Origin of the sequence: Sphingobacterium sp. IITKGP-BTPF85 (genome assembly GCF_001006065.1) — a bacterium.
Lineage (GTDB): Bacteria > Bacteroidota > Bacteroidia > Sphingobacteriales > Sphingobacteriaceae > Sphingobacterium > Sphingobacterium anhuiense.
Map to the genome: position 1 here is coordinate 18076 of NZ_ASZT02000041.1, position 17816 is coordinate 35891.

Sequence of the window (17816 nt, forward strand, 5' to 3'; positions counted from 1 at the left end):
CGGAATCTATGGCAATTAGATTAAAATTCCATATCTCCTTTAAAAATAAAAAAGCTCCAAGAATTTCTTCTGGGAGCCTACCAATCAACCAATTATAATCATCTTACTTCTTTACTTGCTCAGCAGATAAACCTGTTAAGCGGTCACCGACAATCGGAATCTCATTTAGCTTTGCAGTCAAACTAGTCAAATCTGAAGCGGAAAATGCATAAACAGCAGCCCAAAGATTCTCCTGCAAATGGGCTAATTTAGTTGTCCCTGGAATCGGTACGATAAAAGATTTTTGCGCTAAGAGCCATGATAGTGCCACCTGTGCAACGGTTAATCCACGGAGATCTCCAAATTCTTTAAGAGTGTCAATCAATTTCCAATTCGCAATTACATTTTCAGGCTGATACCGTGGCAATGAAGGCCTGTTATCATTATTAGGATCGTATATTGAACGCTCATTTAAGTATCCCGTAATCATCCCACGACTTAGCGGACTATACGGGACAAAACCAATCCCCAATTCTTCACATAGCGGAATCACATCCTTTTCCGGTTCACGTGTAAATAAAGAATATTCACTCTGCAAAGCTGTTAGCGGTTGCACAGCATGGGCTTTTCTTATATTGTCCACATTCGCCTCACTCATTCCAAAATGCCTCACCTTACCTGTTGCTATGAGATCTTTCACTGCACCAGCGACTTCTTCAATAGGGATATTGGGATCAACACGATGTTGGTACAATAAATCGATGTAATCTGTTTTTAAGCTTTTCAACGAATGCTCGACAACTGCTTTAATACGATCTGGATGACTATCGAGTCCTTCAGACGGTTTACCATTTTTAAAATCAAATTTAGTGGCTATAATGATATCCTTACGAAACGGAGCCAATGCCTCCCCAACCAGTTCCTCATTAAACAGGGGACCATAAGCTTCTGCTGTATCGTAAAAATTCAAACCCAATTCTGGAGAACGTCTCAATAGGTCAATCATTTCCTTTCGATCGGGAATAAAACTCCGATGATAACTCATACCCATGCAGCCTAATCCCAAAGCTGATACTTCAAGACTTTGCTTCCCTTTACCCAAAGTCCTTTTTTCTGATGAAAGATTCATTTTACTTTTGTCACTATGGTTTTCTTTTTCGGATGAACGATTACATCCTACAAGTCCTAAAGAAGAAGTTGCCAATAAGCTCGTTCCGATAAACGCTCCCTTTTTTAAGAAGTCTCTTCGATTATTCTGTTCCATATCATTTAAGTTTATTCTTTACTATTAAAAAAATCCCAAAAGTCGATTCAAGCTCTAAAGAATCCACGTTCTTGCACTTCTTCAAAAATCGACACAAATATGTAGCGTTATAGGATACAAATTACTGTTTAACTTACCATTATTACAGATTACATGCTTTAAGACTCCCATCAGACACACAACATGTTCTACGATTGCATGAATTATCATCCTATTCTTCCGAGATCGCGAGCAATTCAGCAGATAGGCGCTCACCTTGAATGGAGATCTTTGTCAGAGCAACCTCGATTTCGATCAGATCCTCGGCAGTCATCATGACGTTGGGCGCCTGAATATTATCATCAATGTAGTCGAGCTTATCCATTCCCGGGATAGGAACAATAAGACGGTTTTTACTAAGCAACCAAGCTAATGCGAGCTGCACCGTTGATATTCCTTTTTTTAGTGCCAATGCATTTAACATTTTGATTAAAGGCATATTCGCCTGCATCGCTACTTTAGTAAATCTGGGAAAGCTCGCGCGCAGATCAGTTTCAGGATCAAAGGTAGTTTCTGCTGTTATCGTACCGGTCAAAAAACCAGTACCCAAAGGGCCCCACGGTACAAAACCAATTCCCAGTTCCTCACAAAGCGGTAGCACATATTGTTCCGGCTCACGTGTCCAAATCGAATACTGGTTTTGAACAGCAGTAACCGGTTGAACAGCGTGCGCCTTTCTGATAGTAGATGCACCCACCTCAGAAAGTCCAAAATGCTTTACCTTCCCCTCCGCAATTAAATCTCCCACCGTACCGGCGACATCTTCAATCGGAACATTCGGATCAACCCGATGTTGATAAAATAAATCAATATAATCTGTCCTTAATCGCTTAAGTGAAGCCTCCGCAACCTTACGTATATGTTCAGGTCGACTGTTCAAGCCACCTTCTTCCGAGATCATACCAAACTTGGTTGCGATAACGACCTCCTTGCGAATAGGGATCAACGCCTCACCCACCAATTCTTCATTTGTAAAAGGTCCGTAAGCCTCCGCTGTATCAAAAAATGTGATTCCTTTCTCAAAAGCTCCACGTATCACACGAACACCTTCCGTGTGCTAACTGCCTTTCCTGTACCAAAACTCAGATTCATACAGCCCATCCCTATTGCTGACACTTCAAGTCCGCTATTTCCTAAAACTCGCTTTTTCATTTTCTTTACCCATTTAATTTGTTTAAATTCATTAGCCAATCATCATTTGTTAAATGACAGGACAAAATTCGCTAGGTTCAGTTGATTCTTGCTTATACAGATTACGGCAATTCTTACCATTATTACTGTTAACAGCCTTAGCCTATCCCGACCTATGCTATAATTGATTAATATTGAATGATAAAAAAAGAGTTATGGAAGAAATCATCAAAATAGACAGTATTGATGCCTACAATAAAATGCGTGGCATAGAAACCTTGCATCCCTTAATTACAGTAATCGACTTATCGAAAACAAAACCGATGCCTGCACAGACTTTTAACTTTGGTCTTTATGCCATCTTTCTGAAAGAATTAAAATGTGGCGAATTGAAATACGGTCGCAACAATTATGATTTTCAGGAAGGAACATTGGTTTTCATTGCTCAGGGACAAGTATTGGGCGTACAGCCTAATATCACAACCTTTCAACCCTCAGGGTGGGCACTCTTGTTTCATCCTGACCTGATCAAAGGAACTTCATTGGGAAAGAAAATCCATGAATATAACTTCTTCTCATATGATGTAAACGAGGCTTTACATCTTTCCGAAAAAGAGCGGCATATTGTTTTAGATTGCTTTACCAAAATCCAATATGAAATGGAACAAAGCATTGACAAGCACAGCAGAACATTGATTACATCCAATATTGAATTATTTTTAAACTACTGTACCCGATTCTATGACAGACAGTTTGTAACCAGGGACCATTCCAACAAGGGTATACTGGAAAAATTCGAAGATATATTAAACGCTTATTTTACCGAAGATAAATCTCAAAAGATCGGACTACCGACGGTAGCTTACTGTGCTTCAGAATTGAACCTATCTCCAAATTACTTCGGCGATATCATCAAGAGTGAAACTGGTATTACTGCGCAGGAATATATCCAAACTAAGGTTATCGATTTCGCCAAAGAAAGAATTTTTGATCACGAAAAATCAATCAGTGAAATTGCCTATGAATTAGGTTTCAATTATCCCCAGCATTTCACTCGTTTGTTCAAGCAAAAAGTAGGCATGTCCCCCTCCGAATACCGATCATTAAACTAATTTGATAAATAGTTTTAATCCACAAGTTTCTCCTCAGGACTGTCTTAAAATGATGCTAAATAAGAAGAAATACAAAAGGAAGTCTATCAAATTCTTGATCAACTTCGTCAATTCGTTTTAAAGAAGACCGCCAACGATTTATATGCATGATGATAAAGTCATTTAGTCAGTTCAATCTCAAACAAATTTCATTAACTTTATAGCTTATTAAGATCGACCATATTACATAAAACAATCTATTGGAAATGAATAAATTTGTTTATTTATCGCTTTACTTATTTGGATTTCCGTTTGCTTCCTTTGGCCAGGAAACAACGTTGACTGCCGATGAACTTTTTGTTAAAGCACGAACAGAGGCTTTTGATCAAAATTATGCGGAAGCGATAAAAATCAGTAAACAGGCTTTGAAACAGGCTCCCGAATATACGGATATCAGTATCTTTTTAGGACGTCTATACACTTGGTCTGATAAAATAGATAGTGCCCGTACCATATTTCCAAATTGGAAAGTCAAAATGTGCAAGATGAAGATTTGTACATAGCCTATGCTTCTTTAGAGTATTGGAACGATCAAGCGGCCAAAGCAATAAACTTGGTGGATAAAGGTCTTTCTTTTCACCCGACCTCAGAAGATCTTCTCCTTTTAAGGACAAAAATAGAATACAGTAATAATGCGTATGAAAGTGCTGAAAAATCAGTAAATAATCTACTAAAATTAAATCCTAAAAATGCTGAAGCAAGAGCTTTAGCAAAAAGTATCCAGGAGTATACAGCTAAAAATGCTATCGGGCTTAATTATAACTTTGTTCACTTTGACAAACAATTTGACGATAACTGGCATATTGTAGCACTTAGTTATAAAAGAGCAACACCACTAGGATCAGTAATCTTCAGAACAAACTATGCGAATAAATTTGCTGACAATGGACTACAATTTGAAGTAGAGGCTTATCCAAGATTATCTAAAATGTTTTATCTCTATGTGGCTGGGGGCTATTCCAATAATGTAGGTATATTTCCTAAATACAGAACTGGTGTTTCTTTATATGCAAATTTACCGCACAGCTTTGAGGGTGAAGTCGGATACAGACAGCTATATTTCAGTGATAACATCTGGATGTATACAGCATCAATAGGCAAATATTATCAGAATTTCTGGTTCAACCTAAAAACGTATCTAACCCCAAGCAATGAAAATATATCACATTCATACGCTGGTACAGTTCGATACTATACCAAAGGAGCAAATGACTATTTAGGATTTCTAATCGGAACAGGAATTAGTCCTGAAGAAAACCGGAATAATCTCCTAGACCAGTCCATTTATAAGCTTAAAACATTCAAGATCGGAGCAGAATATAACTTTTCGGTCAACCGTACAAATCTGTTTTCCATTTCTTCTACATACTTCAATCAAGAGTTTAGACCTAATGAGAAGGGTAATCAGATCGATATCACAGTGGGCTATATCAAAACCTTTTAGGGTTTTGATATCGTTTGCTTAAAATAATTCTTAAAAATACTGTCAGGCAGTAGCTGTTTCTTAGTATAGAATTGCTTATTCTGACGCTTAAACAGTTCGAAACGCTTGATGAGCAGATCACGCTCCGAACCCTCAGAAAGAGGTTCCTCATTAAGTGTTGCATCTAATTTATACAACTGGCCATCCGAAATATGGTAGTCACCATAGACAAAGTCAATCAACTGATTCTTACTTTGCATCATCGCCGCTCCATTTCCTTTAGCAGAAGCTCCGATCTCCAGACCACGGCCTATCCAGGTTACCTGTCCTGGGGTATTCACCTGATAATTATTACGATAAAAAGCAAGCAGAGAAGGTGTCACATCAAAGTGACTTACCTTATGACGGAAAGTATGTGCCGCCTTTAGTAATGGTGAATAAATCATTAATGGAACATGATAGCGATCAATTTTACTTTCTAAAGGAATCTCAGGCATAGCGTGATCACCGGTTATAATAAAGATCGTATTAGCGAAATCTGCCCGCTTTTGATAATCCCTGAAAAACTGTTGCAATGCATCGTCCAAGTTCAATACAGACACCAGTTGCTTCCGGTTTTGCAAAGCCCATTTTTTGCGATCAGGTGTCAGATCGCCCAGAGCTAACCGCTTATCAAAAAGTTTTTCATAAAAAGCAGCATTATTGATTAGAAAAGGATTGTGGGTAGAGAGCGTTAACAAAAGATGAAAGTAAGGTGTCTGCTGCACTTTCTGTACCTCCAACATTTTTGCGAATACCGCTTGATCCTCATACCCCCAACTTTCTCCCCCTTTTTCGGGAAGCTTTTTATATGGTTCGGCATAAGACCACTGATCGACCAAAGTATCCACTTTACTGTAAGTCATGAATTTTTCCATGAAATCAAACTTTGAATTACCGCCATAGAAAAAACCTGTATTGAATCCATTTGCTTTTAAGATATTGAACAGGTTAAAATGTGCCGGTAGAGTATCCTGTTCTAAGAAGCCATGCGAAGCAAAGGGCAACGATCCTGTCAATGTCGGCAAAACAGAAAAAGTTCTGCCTGAAGAACTTAAATTATTCTCCCAATACAAGGACTTCTTCGATAAAGAATCTATAAAAGGTGTAAAATTTCCGATATACCCTGAAGGAGAACTATAGGCATGCCCTAATCCTTCGACCACGATAATGACCAAATTTGGGACAGATGAACTTTTTTGAAAGTAGGTCCCTAATATGTCCTTTGTATCTTCATTTCGAAGAAAAGGATAGCTTTGGTTTTCCCCTGACGTTTCTTTTTCTGCTCCAAATACCAACATTCCCGGATGTTCTTCGATATAATTGGTGACATTAGAATTTAGAAAATAACGCCATTTACTACGAGCAGCATTTTGAGCAAACTCATCACCAGATATCTTAAAAACCTTAAAGCGGTCTACAGGAATAAAACTTACAATAACTCCTAAAAATAGCATACTTAGGCCTACATAGGTGCTCTTAATCGTTTTTTTCGACGCTATCCAAAAAGGAATATAGGCACATGCGACGAGCAAGATTAATAAAGCGATATTGGTAAAACTCAGCATACCACTCGCTTCCAAATTTGCATCATCTCGGCAGTATTATAATAAAACATATCCGCTCCCAACAAATTGCGTGATTCTGCAAAATATAAAAATAAAATATATTGCATCACCACGACAAAAGACAATAACACGATGGATAATATCCTTGCTAAAGAAAGATGAACAAGCTGTACTATCAGATACACAAGACCGCAACCACTTAGTATCTGAAAAGCGAAAATGAGATTATTCAAAAGAAGTGGTATTACACCATTTGATTGACCTAATTGCGGAAATTGCCTGCTATACCACCACCATTCTACAGCGACAGAAAGCATATACAACACTAAAAATACAAGGCTTACAGCTCCATAATTTTTCAATCCTATACGCAACTGTAGACCAATCCGTTTAAAAAATGGTATATCTTCAGCCCCTTGTTGAAAACCCTGACGTTTCATATCGCCCCAGCTGTGCTGTTTACGAAAATAATCCACCACACCTCTTACACCTGCACCGACTACAATTGGATGGAAATAAAAAGGTTCCAAAATAGCTGTAACAATCAATTTGGAAAGATCTTGCTTCTTGGTGTACACCTGGTGACTCACCAAATCGACCAAAATAGCGTAAATAGAATATAAGATCCCCGATGAAATAACCAGCGCAAAGAGTGCAAAGAAAAATGGCCAGTTTATAATACCAAGAAAAAGAAAAATCAGAAAAATAATATATCCAGAAAATTCAATTACAGGACCAAGGAATTCAAAGAAAAACCAATATGGCATACTGATCATTCCTAACCGTCCGTACTTCGGGTTGAACATAAGTTTGCGGTGCTTCCATAGTGTTTCCATGGTACCTCTCATCCAGCGATTCCGCTGCTTTTTCAAAATCTCCTTAGACTCAGGCACTTCTGTCCAACATAATGGATCCGGTATGTTGACCACTTCATAAGCAAGTTTCTGTTCTTCCATATAACGGCGCATGCGTACCACCAGTTCCATATCTTCACCTACAGTTTTACTGTCATATCCACCACAGGCTAGTACAATCTGCTTATCAAAAGCCCCAAAAGCCCCTGAAATCAAGATAAGACCAGAAGCTCGGGACCAAGCCATTCTTCCCAATACAAAAGCACGAATATATTCCAAAGCCTGTGTACGTCCAAGCCAAGATTTAGGAAGGTTAACGTCAACTACTTTACCATTTTCTATACGGCAGTTATTAGCTAAACGGATGACGCCACCACAAGCAATGACCCTTTTATCAGTCTGCTCTAGGAAAGGTTTTGCAAGTTTTAAAAGTGCATCCTGCTCTAGTATACAGTCCACATCGATGCAGACGATATAATCGCCAGAAGATATATTTACCCCCACATTGAGCGCATCTGCCTTCCCGCCATTCTCTTTATCAACGACAATCAGCTTTTTGAAAGCGGCATTTTTACTTTTATAAATACCGCGGATCTCTTTGGTTTCTAGATCACCTTGTATAAAAAACGAAACAGATTCTAATGCATAAGCTTCAATAAGCTTTTCCATAGAATCATCACGACTTCCATCATTAACAATAATAATTTCTAGGTTATGGTAGTAGAGAGATAATAACGATCGCACATTTTCAACGACGGTCATACCTTCATTATAGGCCGGGGCGATTAAGCTAAAACGAGGTGCATTGACATTGGTTGCAATGAGATTATAATCGGTATAGGAATTATCATGCTTATAACGTATTACTGCACCATAGGCATAGATACCCACCCACGCAGAGATCAAAAATATAGCGGCCGAATATAAAAGAAATATCCAGATCACTACTTCGTAAACAATATGTGAAAATTCTAGCATACTTTTTCCTGCAATGCGTGGTTAATAATATGTTTAAACTCATCCGGTGTGTTCTCATCCAAAGCCATATCCCGTAAATACTGACGCTCCCCTAAAGTAACCAACACTTCCGCGGACCAGATTTTGATTGCAACTGCTGGATGCTCCCACAACTGTTTTTTCAAAAACCCATCACATTCCAGACTCTTGGACACCTTCATTGCTTTTAGGATCTCAATCTGAACGGCTAATGTTTCTTCTGGAAAAGCGCTCACCAATTGCTCCATCGTATTATTATTTTCAAAAGCCTCCAGTGTACGCACTACCTGTAGCTTTACAGCAGTATCATTATGCGCTAGTAATTCTAGCACTTCACTATAATAAGACAACATCTGGTATTTCCGCATTAAACGTAGAGTAAAAATAACCACAGATGTATTTTCACTTCGCAACCATAAAGTAATATTGACAATTTGCGGATCGGGAATATCAATAATAGAATTTAGTAAACGAAGCTGTTGCCACTCAGAAAGAGGATGCTTCAGGTTGTCTAAAAAACTTAAACCTTCAGCTCCTTTAAAACTGACTATTCCATACTGTGCTTCTACATATACCTGTTTCTCCCGGTGCTCCAGCAAGGATGTAAATTTAGGTAATGCACGTAAAACACGCATTGCGGTCAGCTCCTGAATCCCTCCTGCTATGTGATATGCTTTCTTTTTAATCAGATTACGCCAGGCCTCATCCTCAAGACTAAACTTATAAAATAAATGTGTAATCTCTTCTCGGGCAACACCAGAAAATTTGCGTTCTGAAGCCACTAAAAGATCTAAAAAAACACTTCTGAACGCTGGTTCCCGCAGATGCATATCAAAGGATTCATCGTTTTCAACAAAATTCTGTCCCAACACTATAGATTCAGTAATCTTATTTTCAATGATCTGTGTCCAGACTTGTCTATTAGATAAAACACGGTATTTATAAAAACTATAAAACAATACCGCAATAATCAATAGCAATACCAGCACAAATACAATGATTATGGCCAATACCAGTTCGTGAAGTGTTATTTTTTGAAACATAGTAATCTTTATTTACCTGTCAGACGTTTGATCCGCAACATCAGTTCATTTGGACTAAAAGGTTTGACCATAAAATCTGATGCTCCTAAATCAAATGCATCTGTCACAACTTCCTCCTGTCCCATGCTAGAGAGCACAATGACCGGTATTTTTTTCCTATTGTATGCATGGCCGACAAAATCTCAATTCCCGATGCAAACGGCATCATGATATCGGTCACAACCAGATCAAGATCCAATTCACTGATCTTTTCAATAGCTTCCTTTCCATTGCGTGTTAAAATGACAGTATGCCCCTCTTTAATTAATTTATGTTCTATTGTTCGTAAAATCAATTCGTCGTCTTCCGCTATTAAAATCAACATGTTACTTTTCGTTTAAAAGGTTTGTGATTAACTGTAATCCTATTTCAATTTCTTGCTTCATATCATCCAGCAAATCCAATCCGGGGTTACTGGACGATAGTTCTTTTTCCAGATTAGATGTCAGCATGCTCAGTTTCTTAAGCCCCGCAGTAGATGCTGTTCCCCGCAATTTATGGAGGATCACTTTCATATGTTCAATATCTTCCGACTCCCTGACATTTTCCAATTGAAACCATGCTTGCTTAATCTCTTTGATCACAAGATCTAAGAAAAAAGATTTAAAACTAACGTCGTCTCCAATCTGCTCCTTAAGTGCATCCATATCTAGATGATCATCAACCACAGCATCTTCTTTTTGTTCAAGCACCTGTTTCTGAATAAATTGCTGCAATACCGTGTACAGATCATGTTGCCTTATCGGCTTAGGAAGAAACTCAGACATACCGGCCTCTAAACATTTTTCTCTTTCTCCACGGACATTTCCAGCAGTAATACCAATAATAGGTATAGCAGAATAACCTGTTAATAGCCTTATTTGTTTGGTCGCTTCGATACCATCTACACCAGGCATCTGCACATCCATTAAGATAAGGTCAAACTTTGAATGTAGGCATTTTTCGATTGCATCCCCTCCATTAGTAACCTCTATCAGTTCAGCATTAGGCATAATAGTCGCCATCATACGCAGATTGAGCGCCATATTTACAGAATTGTCATCGGCTAAAAGAACCCTAGCCTGTTGTTGGTAAACCGTTGTTCCACTATCACTATCCTGTCCCAAATGATTAACATCAGCCTTACTTTGCTGTATAGCTTTACGTAAAGTAAGATAAGTTCGTCGGATCGAATAGGCTTAAGCAAACAATAGGAGCGTTCTTGTTGCCTGAAAGCAGAAATGACCTCATGCTCCTCCGACGATGTATGCAATACAATGAGTGGAATACTTTCCTCCTGTTTATAAAACAATTCCTTTATTTTTTCTATCGTCTCCAATCCGGAGAGAATAGGCATGTGATAATCCATTAAAATAACATCAAACCTTTCACCGCTCATCAGTAATTGTAAAGCCGCCAGACCATTCTCTGCAAGTACTGAATCAACTCCTCTATAAGTCAGCATATGCTGTATAATCGTACGGTTATTGGCATTGTCATCTACAATAAGAACGCGTTTTAAAGGCAGTTCCTCATCCTCTTCGATGCCACCTTCTTCATAAGCGATTTCCAGATCAAAGTAAAAATCAGATCCTTTATTCAGTTCACTCTCCAGACAAAGTTTACTTCCCATGTATTTCAATAAATTATTGGAAATGGTGAGTCCTAAACCGGTGCCTCCATAACGTTTGCTCACAGAGCTGTCTTCTTGGGTAAAGGCATCAAAAATACGTTGCTGTTTTTCTACCGGAATACCGATACCAGTATCACGAACAGAAAAACGTAATTTAATTTTGCTTTCGTCACTGCTGCGCTTTTCGATCTTAAGTTCGATCTCTCCCTTTTCCGTAAATTTAACGGCATTTCCCAAGAGATTGATCAAGATTTGCTTGATGCGTGCCTCATCTACCCAGATAGAAGCAGGTAATCCCTGCTCAATATTTAATAAGAGTTCGACATCTTTGCGCTGTGCTTGGTAAAGTACGACATTGATTACCTGATGTGCCAAATCATATACATTGAATTTATCGATATACAGTTCCAATTTTCCAGATTCAATTTTTGAAAAATCAAGGATGTCATTGATAATATTCAATAAACTGCTTCCCGACTCGTTAATATAATTGAGGTATTGCTTCTGTACATCGTTCAACGGTGTTTTGAGCAGCAGATCCGAAAATCCGATCACACCGTTCAAAGGGGTTCGGATCTCATGGCTCATATTAGCTAAAAATTCAGACTTTGCTTTACTCGCTAAGTCCGCAAGTTCTTTTGCTTTCTTCAATTCTAAATTTACAGCGACAGATTCGGTGATATTTTGAGTAAAAATAATAATACCGCCAACACTACCATCAGACAAATTCCAAGGTCTTACTTCCCAATTAAAGTGCTGTGGTTCCTCATAGTCATCAACATCAATCAATTCATCGACATTTTTATAAGATTTACCCTCAAGAGCATCATAGTAAATATTTTTTCTATTTTCCGGTATATTAGGAAAGACATCAAACAGATTCTGATCTAGAATATTATCCATATCTTTATGGAAGTCTTCCATCCATTGATGGCTGACGGATACATAACGAAAATCCCGATCAAACATCGCTACAGAAGCCGGAACATAATCCACAAATGCTCGGAGCATCGCTTCCTTACGTTCCAATTCCAGGTAAAGGTTTTTACTCGTATCAATATTTTGTATAATACCGAAAACACGCTTACAGGTTCCGTTATCGAACTCGGGAATTCCTTTAACACGTACCCAAATGATTTCACCTTCTTGCTGTCTCAATCGCAATTCAACATCAAAAGAACAACCATGCTGAGTTGCTTCCTCAAAAATTCCCATTAGCTTAACCTGACTGTCTTCATCAAAAAATCCGACGGCATGATCAAAGTTAGGAACAAAATCTTTTCCTACTCCATGAATCAATTTTGTTGAATCGGACCAAAAAACCTGATGTAGATCCAGATTAACCTCCCATCCACCGACTTGTGCAACAGTATTCGTCTGCTCCAAAATCTGTTTCGTATGCAGGAGGTCATTTTCAAGCTGTATCCGTTCCGTCATATTAAGTGCAGTACTAACCACATAAGGTTTCCCTTCCGGATCCAGCTCGAGCATGTTATGATATAGCCAATAGATTTTATGGCCATCCTTCGATTTTAGAATCATCATACCTGAATCCTCCCCATTTTGAAGAATACGTTTGAGATAATCATCGAAAGCCTGCAAGTGATGTGTAGGTACAAGTTGCTTTAGATTGAGATGCTTTGCTTCCTCCTCAGAATACTTTAAAAGATTACGGCCTTTCTCATTTACAGCAAGAATATTACCTTCCATGTCGTGCATACTCATTAAACCGATGGCATTCTCGAAAAATTGCGAAACTTCCGTTCAGAAACAGCTAACTTTAATTGCTCCTCCCGTTCACTGGTAACATTTCTCCCAAATCCGAAAATTTCTAACGTTGCTGCATCGTACTTGAAGTACCATTCAATCACAACATCACTACCTCCATCCTTCGATGTTACTGTTGTATATTGTATACCTTCGGTAATATTTGCCAGATTTTTCAGACGCTGCTGAACTTTCATCATGATTATCCAATAATGTAAAAAAAGAGGCTCCTAACACCTTAGACTTTTCAATATTAAGTGCCTCAGAAAAAGCCGGATTCAGTTCTTTTATCCGATATTGGTCGTCCAATACGCAGATCATATTATTAGTAATATGAAATACTTCCTCAAAATATCCTGCCTGGACCTTTCTCTTTTTCCCTAAGAGAATTTTGGTTACAGCTTTCCCAAGCTGTCCTAAAGAATCTACCTGCTTAAGAGATAATGACTTAGGCTCAAACCCGATGACACAGATCGTACCAAGTGCATGCCCTTCGTCATCCAATAAAGGTACTCCCGCATAAAAACGAATATTTCCCTCTCTGATCAAAGGATTGGTGGCCGATCTTGGATCCTCAAAAGTATCTTCGATGACAAGTACATCTTTACTCATAATCGTGTACTGACATACCGTATTACGTCTTTCAACAGTATCCAACTCCATACCAACACAGCTCTGGATCCGCTGCGTATCTTCCTCCATCATGGCAATAAGTGCCGCTGGACAGTCTGTTATGAGACAGGCTGCCTGCGCAAACACATCAAGATCAGGGTCTTTCCCCAATCCCAATAGCTCATAAGATTTTAATTGGCGGATACGCTCCAATTCATTTTCCGGGACCGGGTATTGCTCCATGCCTTTAAATTATATAGTAAATAGATGTGTTCATTGAGATTGTGAAAATAACAAAAATAGTTCTCCTTTTAAATAAATAACAAATGAAAATCGGCAATAATCTTAAATTACAATATCAGAAGCATTTACTTCCCAAATTTTCAGATTTTATGCTTTGCAGAACTCTAACATAGCAAAGTTATAAAGTGCAATTACACCTTTAAAGCTGTGTAAATTCCATTATTCATGAAAGATTGTAGAATTAAAATTTCAGGTAAAATCTTGCCAATTGACAACTTAAAATCAATTGCATAATATTATTTTTGAAAAATGGAAGACTTGATCAATTATCTGCTCAAATTTGGACAACTCAACAAGAATCAATGTGCTTTAATATTAGCTAAAGCACAGCATAGACAGATCAATAAAGGAGATTTTTTTTCTGAAGCGGGTAAAGTGGCAAGAGATATAGGCTACGTCACCCAAGGAGTTTTCAGAATCTGTTATTACAATAAAGCAGGAGATAGCTTCACTCGTTATTTCGTTTACGAAAATCGCTTCGTTGCCGATACAATCAGTTTCATTGATGAGTTACCTTCAGCAGAATATATCGAAGCCGTAACCGACTGTAAACTGCTCGTTTTCTCTAAAAAAGATTTTATGGAGCTAGCCACCACCATTCCCGGCTGGTCAGACATCTTTTCCAAAATCACCTCTTATGTCCTCGAAAATAAAATGAGGGCAAGCAGCAATATGTTGGTGCAGAATGCACAAACACGCTATTTACATTTCTTAGCGCATTACCCTGGATTAGCCAACCGGATTCCACAACTGATGCTCGCCTCCTATTTAGCATTACAGCAACATCGCTTAGCCGCATCCGAAAACCATTAGCTAAAGGTTTATTGCCAATTGGCAAGTGTAGCCTGACCCTTTCTCCCGAACTTTGTCGTATTAAATATTTGAACATACGATTATGCAAGTTGATGTATTATTAGGCCTCCAATGGGGCGACGAAGGTAAAGGGAAAATTGTTGATGTGTTAAGTGCAGATTATGATCTCATAGCGCGTTTTCAGGGTGGCCCCAATGCAGGTCATACGTTAGAATTTGACGGTAAAAAATTTGTATTAAATACGATTCCTTCCGGCATTTTTTTCGATCATACCATGAACCTGATCGGAAATGGAGTTGTTCTGGATCCGATCAGTTTAATCAAAGAACTGGATATGCTTAAAAAAGCCGGCCACGACTTATTGAAAAAAAGTAACCTACTGATTTCAAAAAAAGCACATCTAATATTACCATCACATCTTTTGCTTGATGCGGCATCCGAACAAAATCTAGACACGAACAAAATAGGATCTACTTTAAAGGGTATTGGTCCGGTGTATATGGACAAAACAGGACGTAACGGACTCCGAGTAGGCGATATTTTGCTACCAGATTTTAAAAAACGTTATCAAAAATTGGTAACAAAGCATAAAGCAATGCTTGCTTCATTTTATCAGTTAGAAGTGAATACGATTCAAAATGAAACTGCTTTTTTTGATGCAATTGAACACTTGAAGCATTATCCTCTGGTGGATTCAGAACATCTGGTCAATCAGTATCTTCAGGAAGGGAAAAGGGTTTTAGCCGAAGGTGCACAGGGAAGCTTGCTTGATATTGATTTCGGATCCTACCCTTTTGTTACCTCATCCAATACCACAACAGCAGGTGCTTGTATAGGTTTAGGAATTGCTCCAAACAAAATCGGTGAGGTGATCGGTATCTTTAAAGCATACAGCACCCGTGTTGGCGGTGGTCCCTTCCCAACAGAGTTGGCCAATAAAACAGGAGAGCAGATCCGTCAGACAGGCAAAGAATTTGGTGCAGTAAGCGGTCGTTCCCGCCGTACTGGATGGATCGATTTACCTGCACTAAAATATGCCCTAATGCTGAATGGTGTGACTCAATTGGTGATGACAAAGGCAGATGTTCTCAGTGGTTTAGATCACATCTTTGCTTGCACCCATTATCGCCATCATGGTAAAGTGATCGATTATATGCCTTATGAGCTAATTACTCAACAAGCAACTCCTATACTTAAGAAAATAGACGGGTGGCATAAAGATATCAGCACAGTCACCAATGTTTCCGACATTCCACTGAAGCTCAAAACATATATTAATTTCTTGGAAAAAGAACTGCAAATTCCCATTAAATTTTTATCTGTAGGCCCAGATCGGAAGCAAACTTTGAAGCTTTATTAATGTTGAAAACACCTATAAAAATAGGTCATGAATGATAAAAGGGGGGGGGCAACAATTTAGGACACCCCCTTTTTCAAATCAGAACGATTTGCCAACCCAAAGACATCTTCAAATAGTGCATTTCAAATCGATCGTATTTATAAATCAGGCTTAGACAAAAACGAATATTAATAACAAAAGCAGGTATCGTATGTTGTAGAGGTATGAAGATTGCAATGCTTTCGCCAATCGCTTGGCGAACACCTCCTGTTCACTACGGTCCATGGGAACAGATTACCTCATTACTTACTGAAGAACTTGTAAAATTAGGTATCGAAGTCACATTATTTGCGACTGGTAATTCAATTACCACAGCACGTTTACAGGCAGTCTGTCCTTTAGGATATGAAGAAGACCGCGATATCAATGCCAAAGTATGGGAATCTTTGCATATTTCTGAGTGCTTCGAAAATGCGCGCGAGTTTGACATTATACACAATCAATTTGATTTCCTCCCCCTTTCCTATTCCAGATTGGTGAAGACACCAGTCGTAAGCACGATCCATGGTTTTTCGTCCCGAAGTATTCTACCTGTATATAAAAAACACAATAAAGACGGACATTATGTATCCATCAGCAATGCCGATCGTGCGGAAGAATTGGACTATATTGCTACCGTTTACCACGGAATTGACCTTGGACAGTTTACATTTAACGACAAACCTCAGGATTACTTATTGTTTTACGGCAGAATCCATCATGATAAGGGAGCTAAAGAAGCTATTGCAATAGCCCAAGCCTTGGGAAAACGTCTAATCATGGCTGGTATAATTCAAGATGAAAATTACTTCAGACAGCATATCCAACCCCATTTAAAACCCGGTAAAATTGAATATATTGGTTCAGTTGGTCCGGAAAGACGCAATGAATTACTCTCTAACGCCAGTGTACTGCTACATCCTATAAATTTTAGCGAACCTTTTGGTTTATCGGTCGTCGAATCGATGGCTTCCGGCACACCGGTTGTTGCTTTTAACAAAGGCAGTATGCCCGAACTGATCGATCATGAACAAGATGGATATCTCGCTGAAAACATCGACGAGGCAATTGAAATGGTTAAAAATATCGGTTTCATCAACCGAGAAGCATGTCGGAAAAAAGTGGAGGATCACTTTTCCAAAGAAAGAATGTGTCAGAACTATTTAGCAGTATATAGAGAAATTTTAAACAGATAAATCTTATTTAAAACAAATAACCTCCAGCTTCCACTGTAGTTTCATATAGCGAGGGCTGGAGGCATATTTTATTGATTTGAAACACTTATCTTAACTTCGATATTTCCTCGAGTAGCGTTAGAGTAAGGACATACTTGATGTGCTTTTTCTGTTAATGCTTGCGCTTCTTCCAATGAGATACCCGGGATGTTGGCTTGAAGTTCAGCTGCTAATCCGAAACCACCGTTTTCCAATTGCCCTATACTCACTTTTGCCGTAACAGTGGTCTCCCCTGTTTGCACTTTTGACTGTTTAATCACTAAATTCAGTGCACTGTCAAAACACGCTGCATATCCTGCAGCAAACAGCATTTCAGGATTAGCATAATCGTCATTAGCTCCTCCTAAGGCTTTCGGCATACGCACCTCAAGATCCAACACATTATTTTCACTTTTAACCTGCCCATTTCTACCGCCAGTAGCTTGGGCACCTATTGTATACAAATTTTTCATTACTATATATTTAAATTTTTACTCTTTTTTCAATTCGACCAATCCCTGACAATAGACTTTAAATTCTATATCGGCAAAGATTTTTGCCTCTACTATTAAACAGTACAAACTTAATAAA

General features: G+C 38.5%; 15 protein-coding genes and 1 pseudogene. 6 read left to right on the forward strand and 10 right to left on the reverse strand.

Annotated elements, in window-relative coordinates; all coding sequences use genetic code 11:
• Nucleotides 1–103: 103 nt before the first annotated feature.
• Both L950_RS10315 and L950_RS10320 read right to left on the reverse strand, forming a co-directional pair.
• Entirely contained in the window at nt 104–1243 is a 1140-nt protein-coding gene (locus L950_RS10315) for an aldo/keto reductase (RefSeq protein ID WP_021188847.1), read from the reverse strand.
• A 211-nt stretch (nt 1244–1454) separates the two neighbouring features.
• Nucleotides 1455–2321, reverse strand: coding sequence for an aldo/keto reductase (locus L950_RS10320; RefSeq protein WP_021188848.1), 867 nt, complete (start codon nt 2319–2321; stop codon nt 1455–1457).
• A 307-nt stretch (nt 2322–2628) separates the two neighbouring features.
• Between L950_RS10320 and L950_RS10325 the strand changes: the two genes are divergently transcribed.
• The 3 genes from L950_RS10325 (at nt 2629) to L950_RS10330 (ending at nt 5008) form a co-directional block, all read left to right on the forward strand.
• Complete coding sequence (locus tag L950_RS10325) at nt 2629–3525, forward strand: helix-turn-helix domain-containing protein (protein WP_021188850.1); 897 nt, start codon at nt 2629–2631, stop codon at nt 3523–3525.
• Nucleotides 3526–3770: 245 nt separating this feature from the next.
• Nucleotides 3771–4067: a tetratricopeptide repeat protein gene (locus L950_RS29935; RefSeq protein WP_197086370.1), complete on the forward strand. Its 297-nt coding sequence runs from the start codon at nt 3771–3773 to the stop codon at nt 4065–4067.
• Nucleotides 4028–5008, forward strand: a complete 981-nt coding sequence (locus L950_RS10330) for a YaiO family outer membrane beta-barrel protein (RefSeq protein ID WP_197086371.1) — start codon at nt 4028–4030, stop codon at nt 5006–5008. The genes L950_RS29935 and L950_RS10330 overlap by 40 nt, the downstream gene beginning before the upstream one ends.
• Here the strand turns inward: L950_RS10330 and L950_RS29940 are convergent.
• The 7 genes and pseudogenes from L950_RS29940 to L950_RS29965 all read right to left on the reverse strand — a co-directional run bounded on the left by L950_RS29940 (nt 5005) and on the right by L950_RS29965 (nt 13760).
• Entirely contained in the window at nt 5005–6609 is a 1605-nt protein-coding gene (locus L950_RS29940) for an LTA synthase family protein (protein WP_197086372.1), read from the reverse strand. The genes L950_RS10330 and L950_RS29940 overlap by 4 nt on opposite strands.
• Entirely contained in the window at nt 6588–8426 is a 1839-nt protein-coding gene (locus L950_RS29945; RefSeq protein WP_021188852.1) for a glycosyltransferase family 2 protein, read from the reverse strand. The genes L950_RS29940 and L950_RS29945 overlap by 22 nt, the downstream gene beginning before the upstream one ends.
• Nucleotides 8420–9487: a hypothetical protein gene (locus L950_RS10345; RefSeq protein WP_021188853.1), complete on the reverse strand. Its 1068-nt coding sequence runs from the start codon at nt 9485–9487 to the stop codon at nt 8420–8422. Before L950_RS10345 ends, L950_RS29945 begins: the two co-directional genes overlap by 7 nt.
• Nucleotides 9488–9495: 8 nt before the next feature.
• Nucleotides 9496–9851: pseudogene (locus L950_RS10350) on the reverse strand (response regulator transcription factor).
• A gap of 1 nt (nt 9852) precedes the next feature.
• Nucleotides 9853–10632, reverse strand: a complete 780-nt coding sequence (locus tag L950_RS29955; RefSeq protein ID WP_197086375.1) for a response regulator — start codon at nt 10630–10632, stop codon at nt 9853–9855.
• Nucleotides 10572–12848 (reverse strand): ATP-binding protein, encoded by a 2277-nt coding sequence (locus L950_RS29960; RefSeq protein WP_052764388.1) that lies wholly within the window; start codon nt 12846–12848, stop codon nt 10572–10574. Before L950_RS29960 ends, L950_RS29955 begins: the two co-directional genes overlap by 61 nt.
• A 168-nt stretch (nt 12849–13016) precedes the next feature.
• The gene (locus L950_RS29965) at nt 13017–13760 is read right to left on the reverse strand and encodes a GAF domain-containing protein (RefSeq protein ID WP_037525672.1); all 744 of its coding nucleotides are present in this window, start codon (nt 13758–13760) and stop codon (nt 13017–13019) included.
• A gap of 309 nt (nt 13761–14069) precedes the next feature.
• On the opposite strand from L950_RS29965, the gene L950_RS10365 reads away from it, so the two are divergent.
• The 3 genes from L950_RS10365 to L950_RS10375 all read left to right on the forward strand — a co-directional run bounded on the left by L950_RS10365 (nt 14070) and on the right by L950_RS10375 (nt 17207).
• The gene (locus L950_RS10365) at nt 14070–14633 is read left to right on the forward strand and encodes a Crp/Fnr family transcriptional regulator (RefSeq protein ID WP_231577070.1); all 564 of its coding nucleotides are present in this window, start codon (nt 14070–14072) and stop codon (nt 14631–14633) included.
• Nucleotides 14634–14715: 82 nt separating this feature from the next.
• Entirely contained in the window at nt 14716–15993 is a 1278-nt protein-coding gene (locus L950_RS10370) for an adenylosuccinate synthase (protein ID WP_021188854.1), read from the forward strand.
• Nucleotides 15994–16196: 203 nt separating this feature from the next.
• Complete coding sequence (locus L950_RS10375) at nt 16197–17207, forward strand: glycosyltransferase family 4 protein (protein WP_021188855.1); 1011 nt, start codon at nt 16197–16199, stop codon at nt 17205–17207.
• A gap of 68 nt (nt 17208–17275) precedes the next feature.
• Here the strand turns inward: L950_RS10375 and L950_RS10380 are convergent, their stop codons facing one another.
• The gene (locus L950_RS10380; protein ID WP_021188856.1) at nt 17276–17698 is read right to left on the reverse strand and encodes an organic hydroperoxide resistance protein; all 423 of its coding nucleotides are present in this window, start codon (nt 17696–17698) and stop codon (nt 17276–17278) included.
• Between the last annotated feature and the right edge of the window lie 118 nt (nt 17699–17816).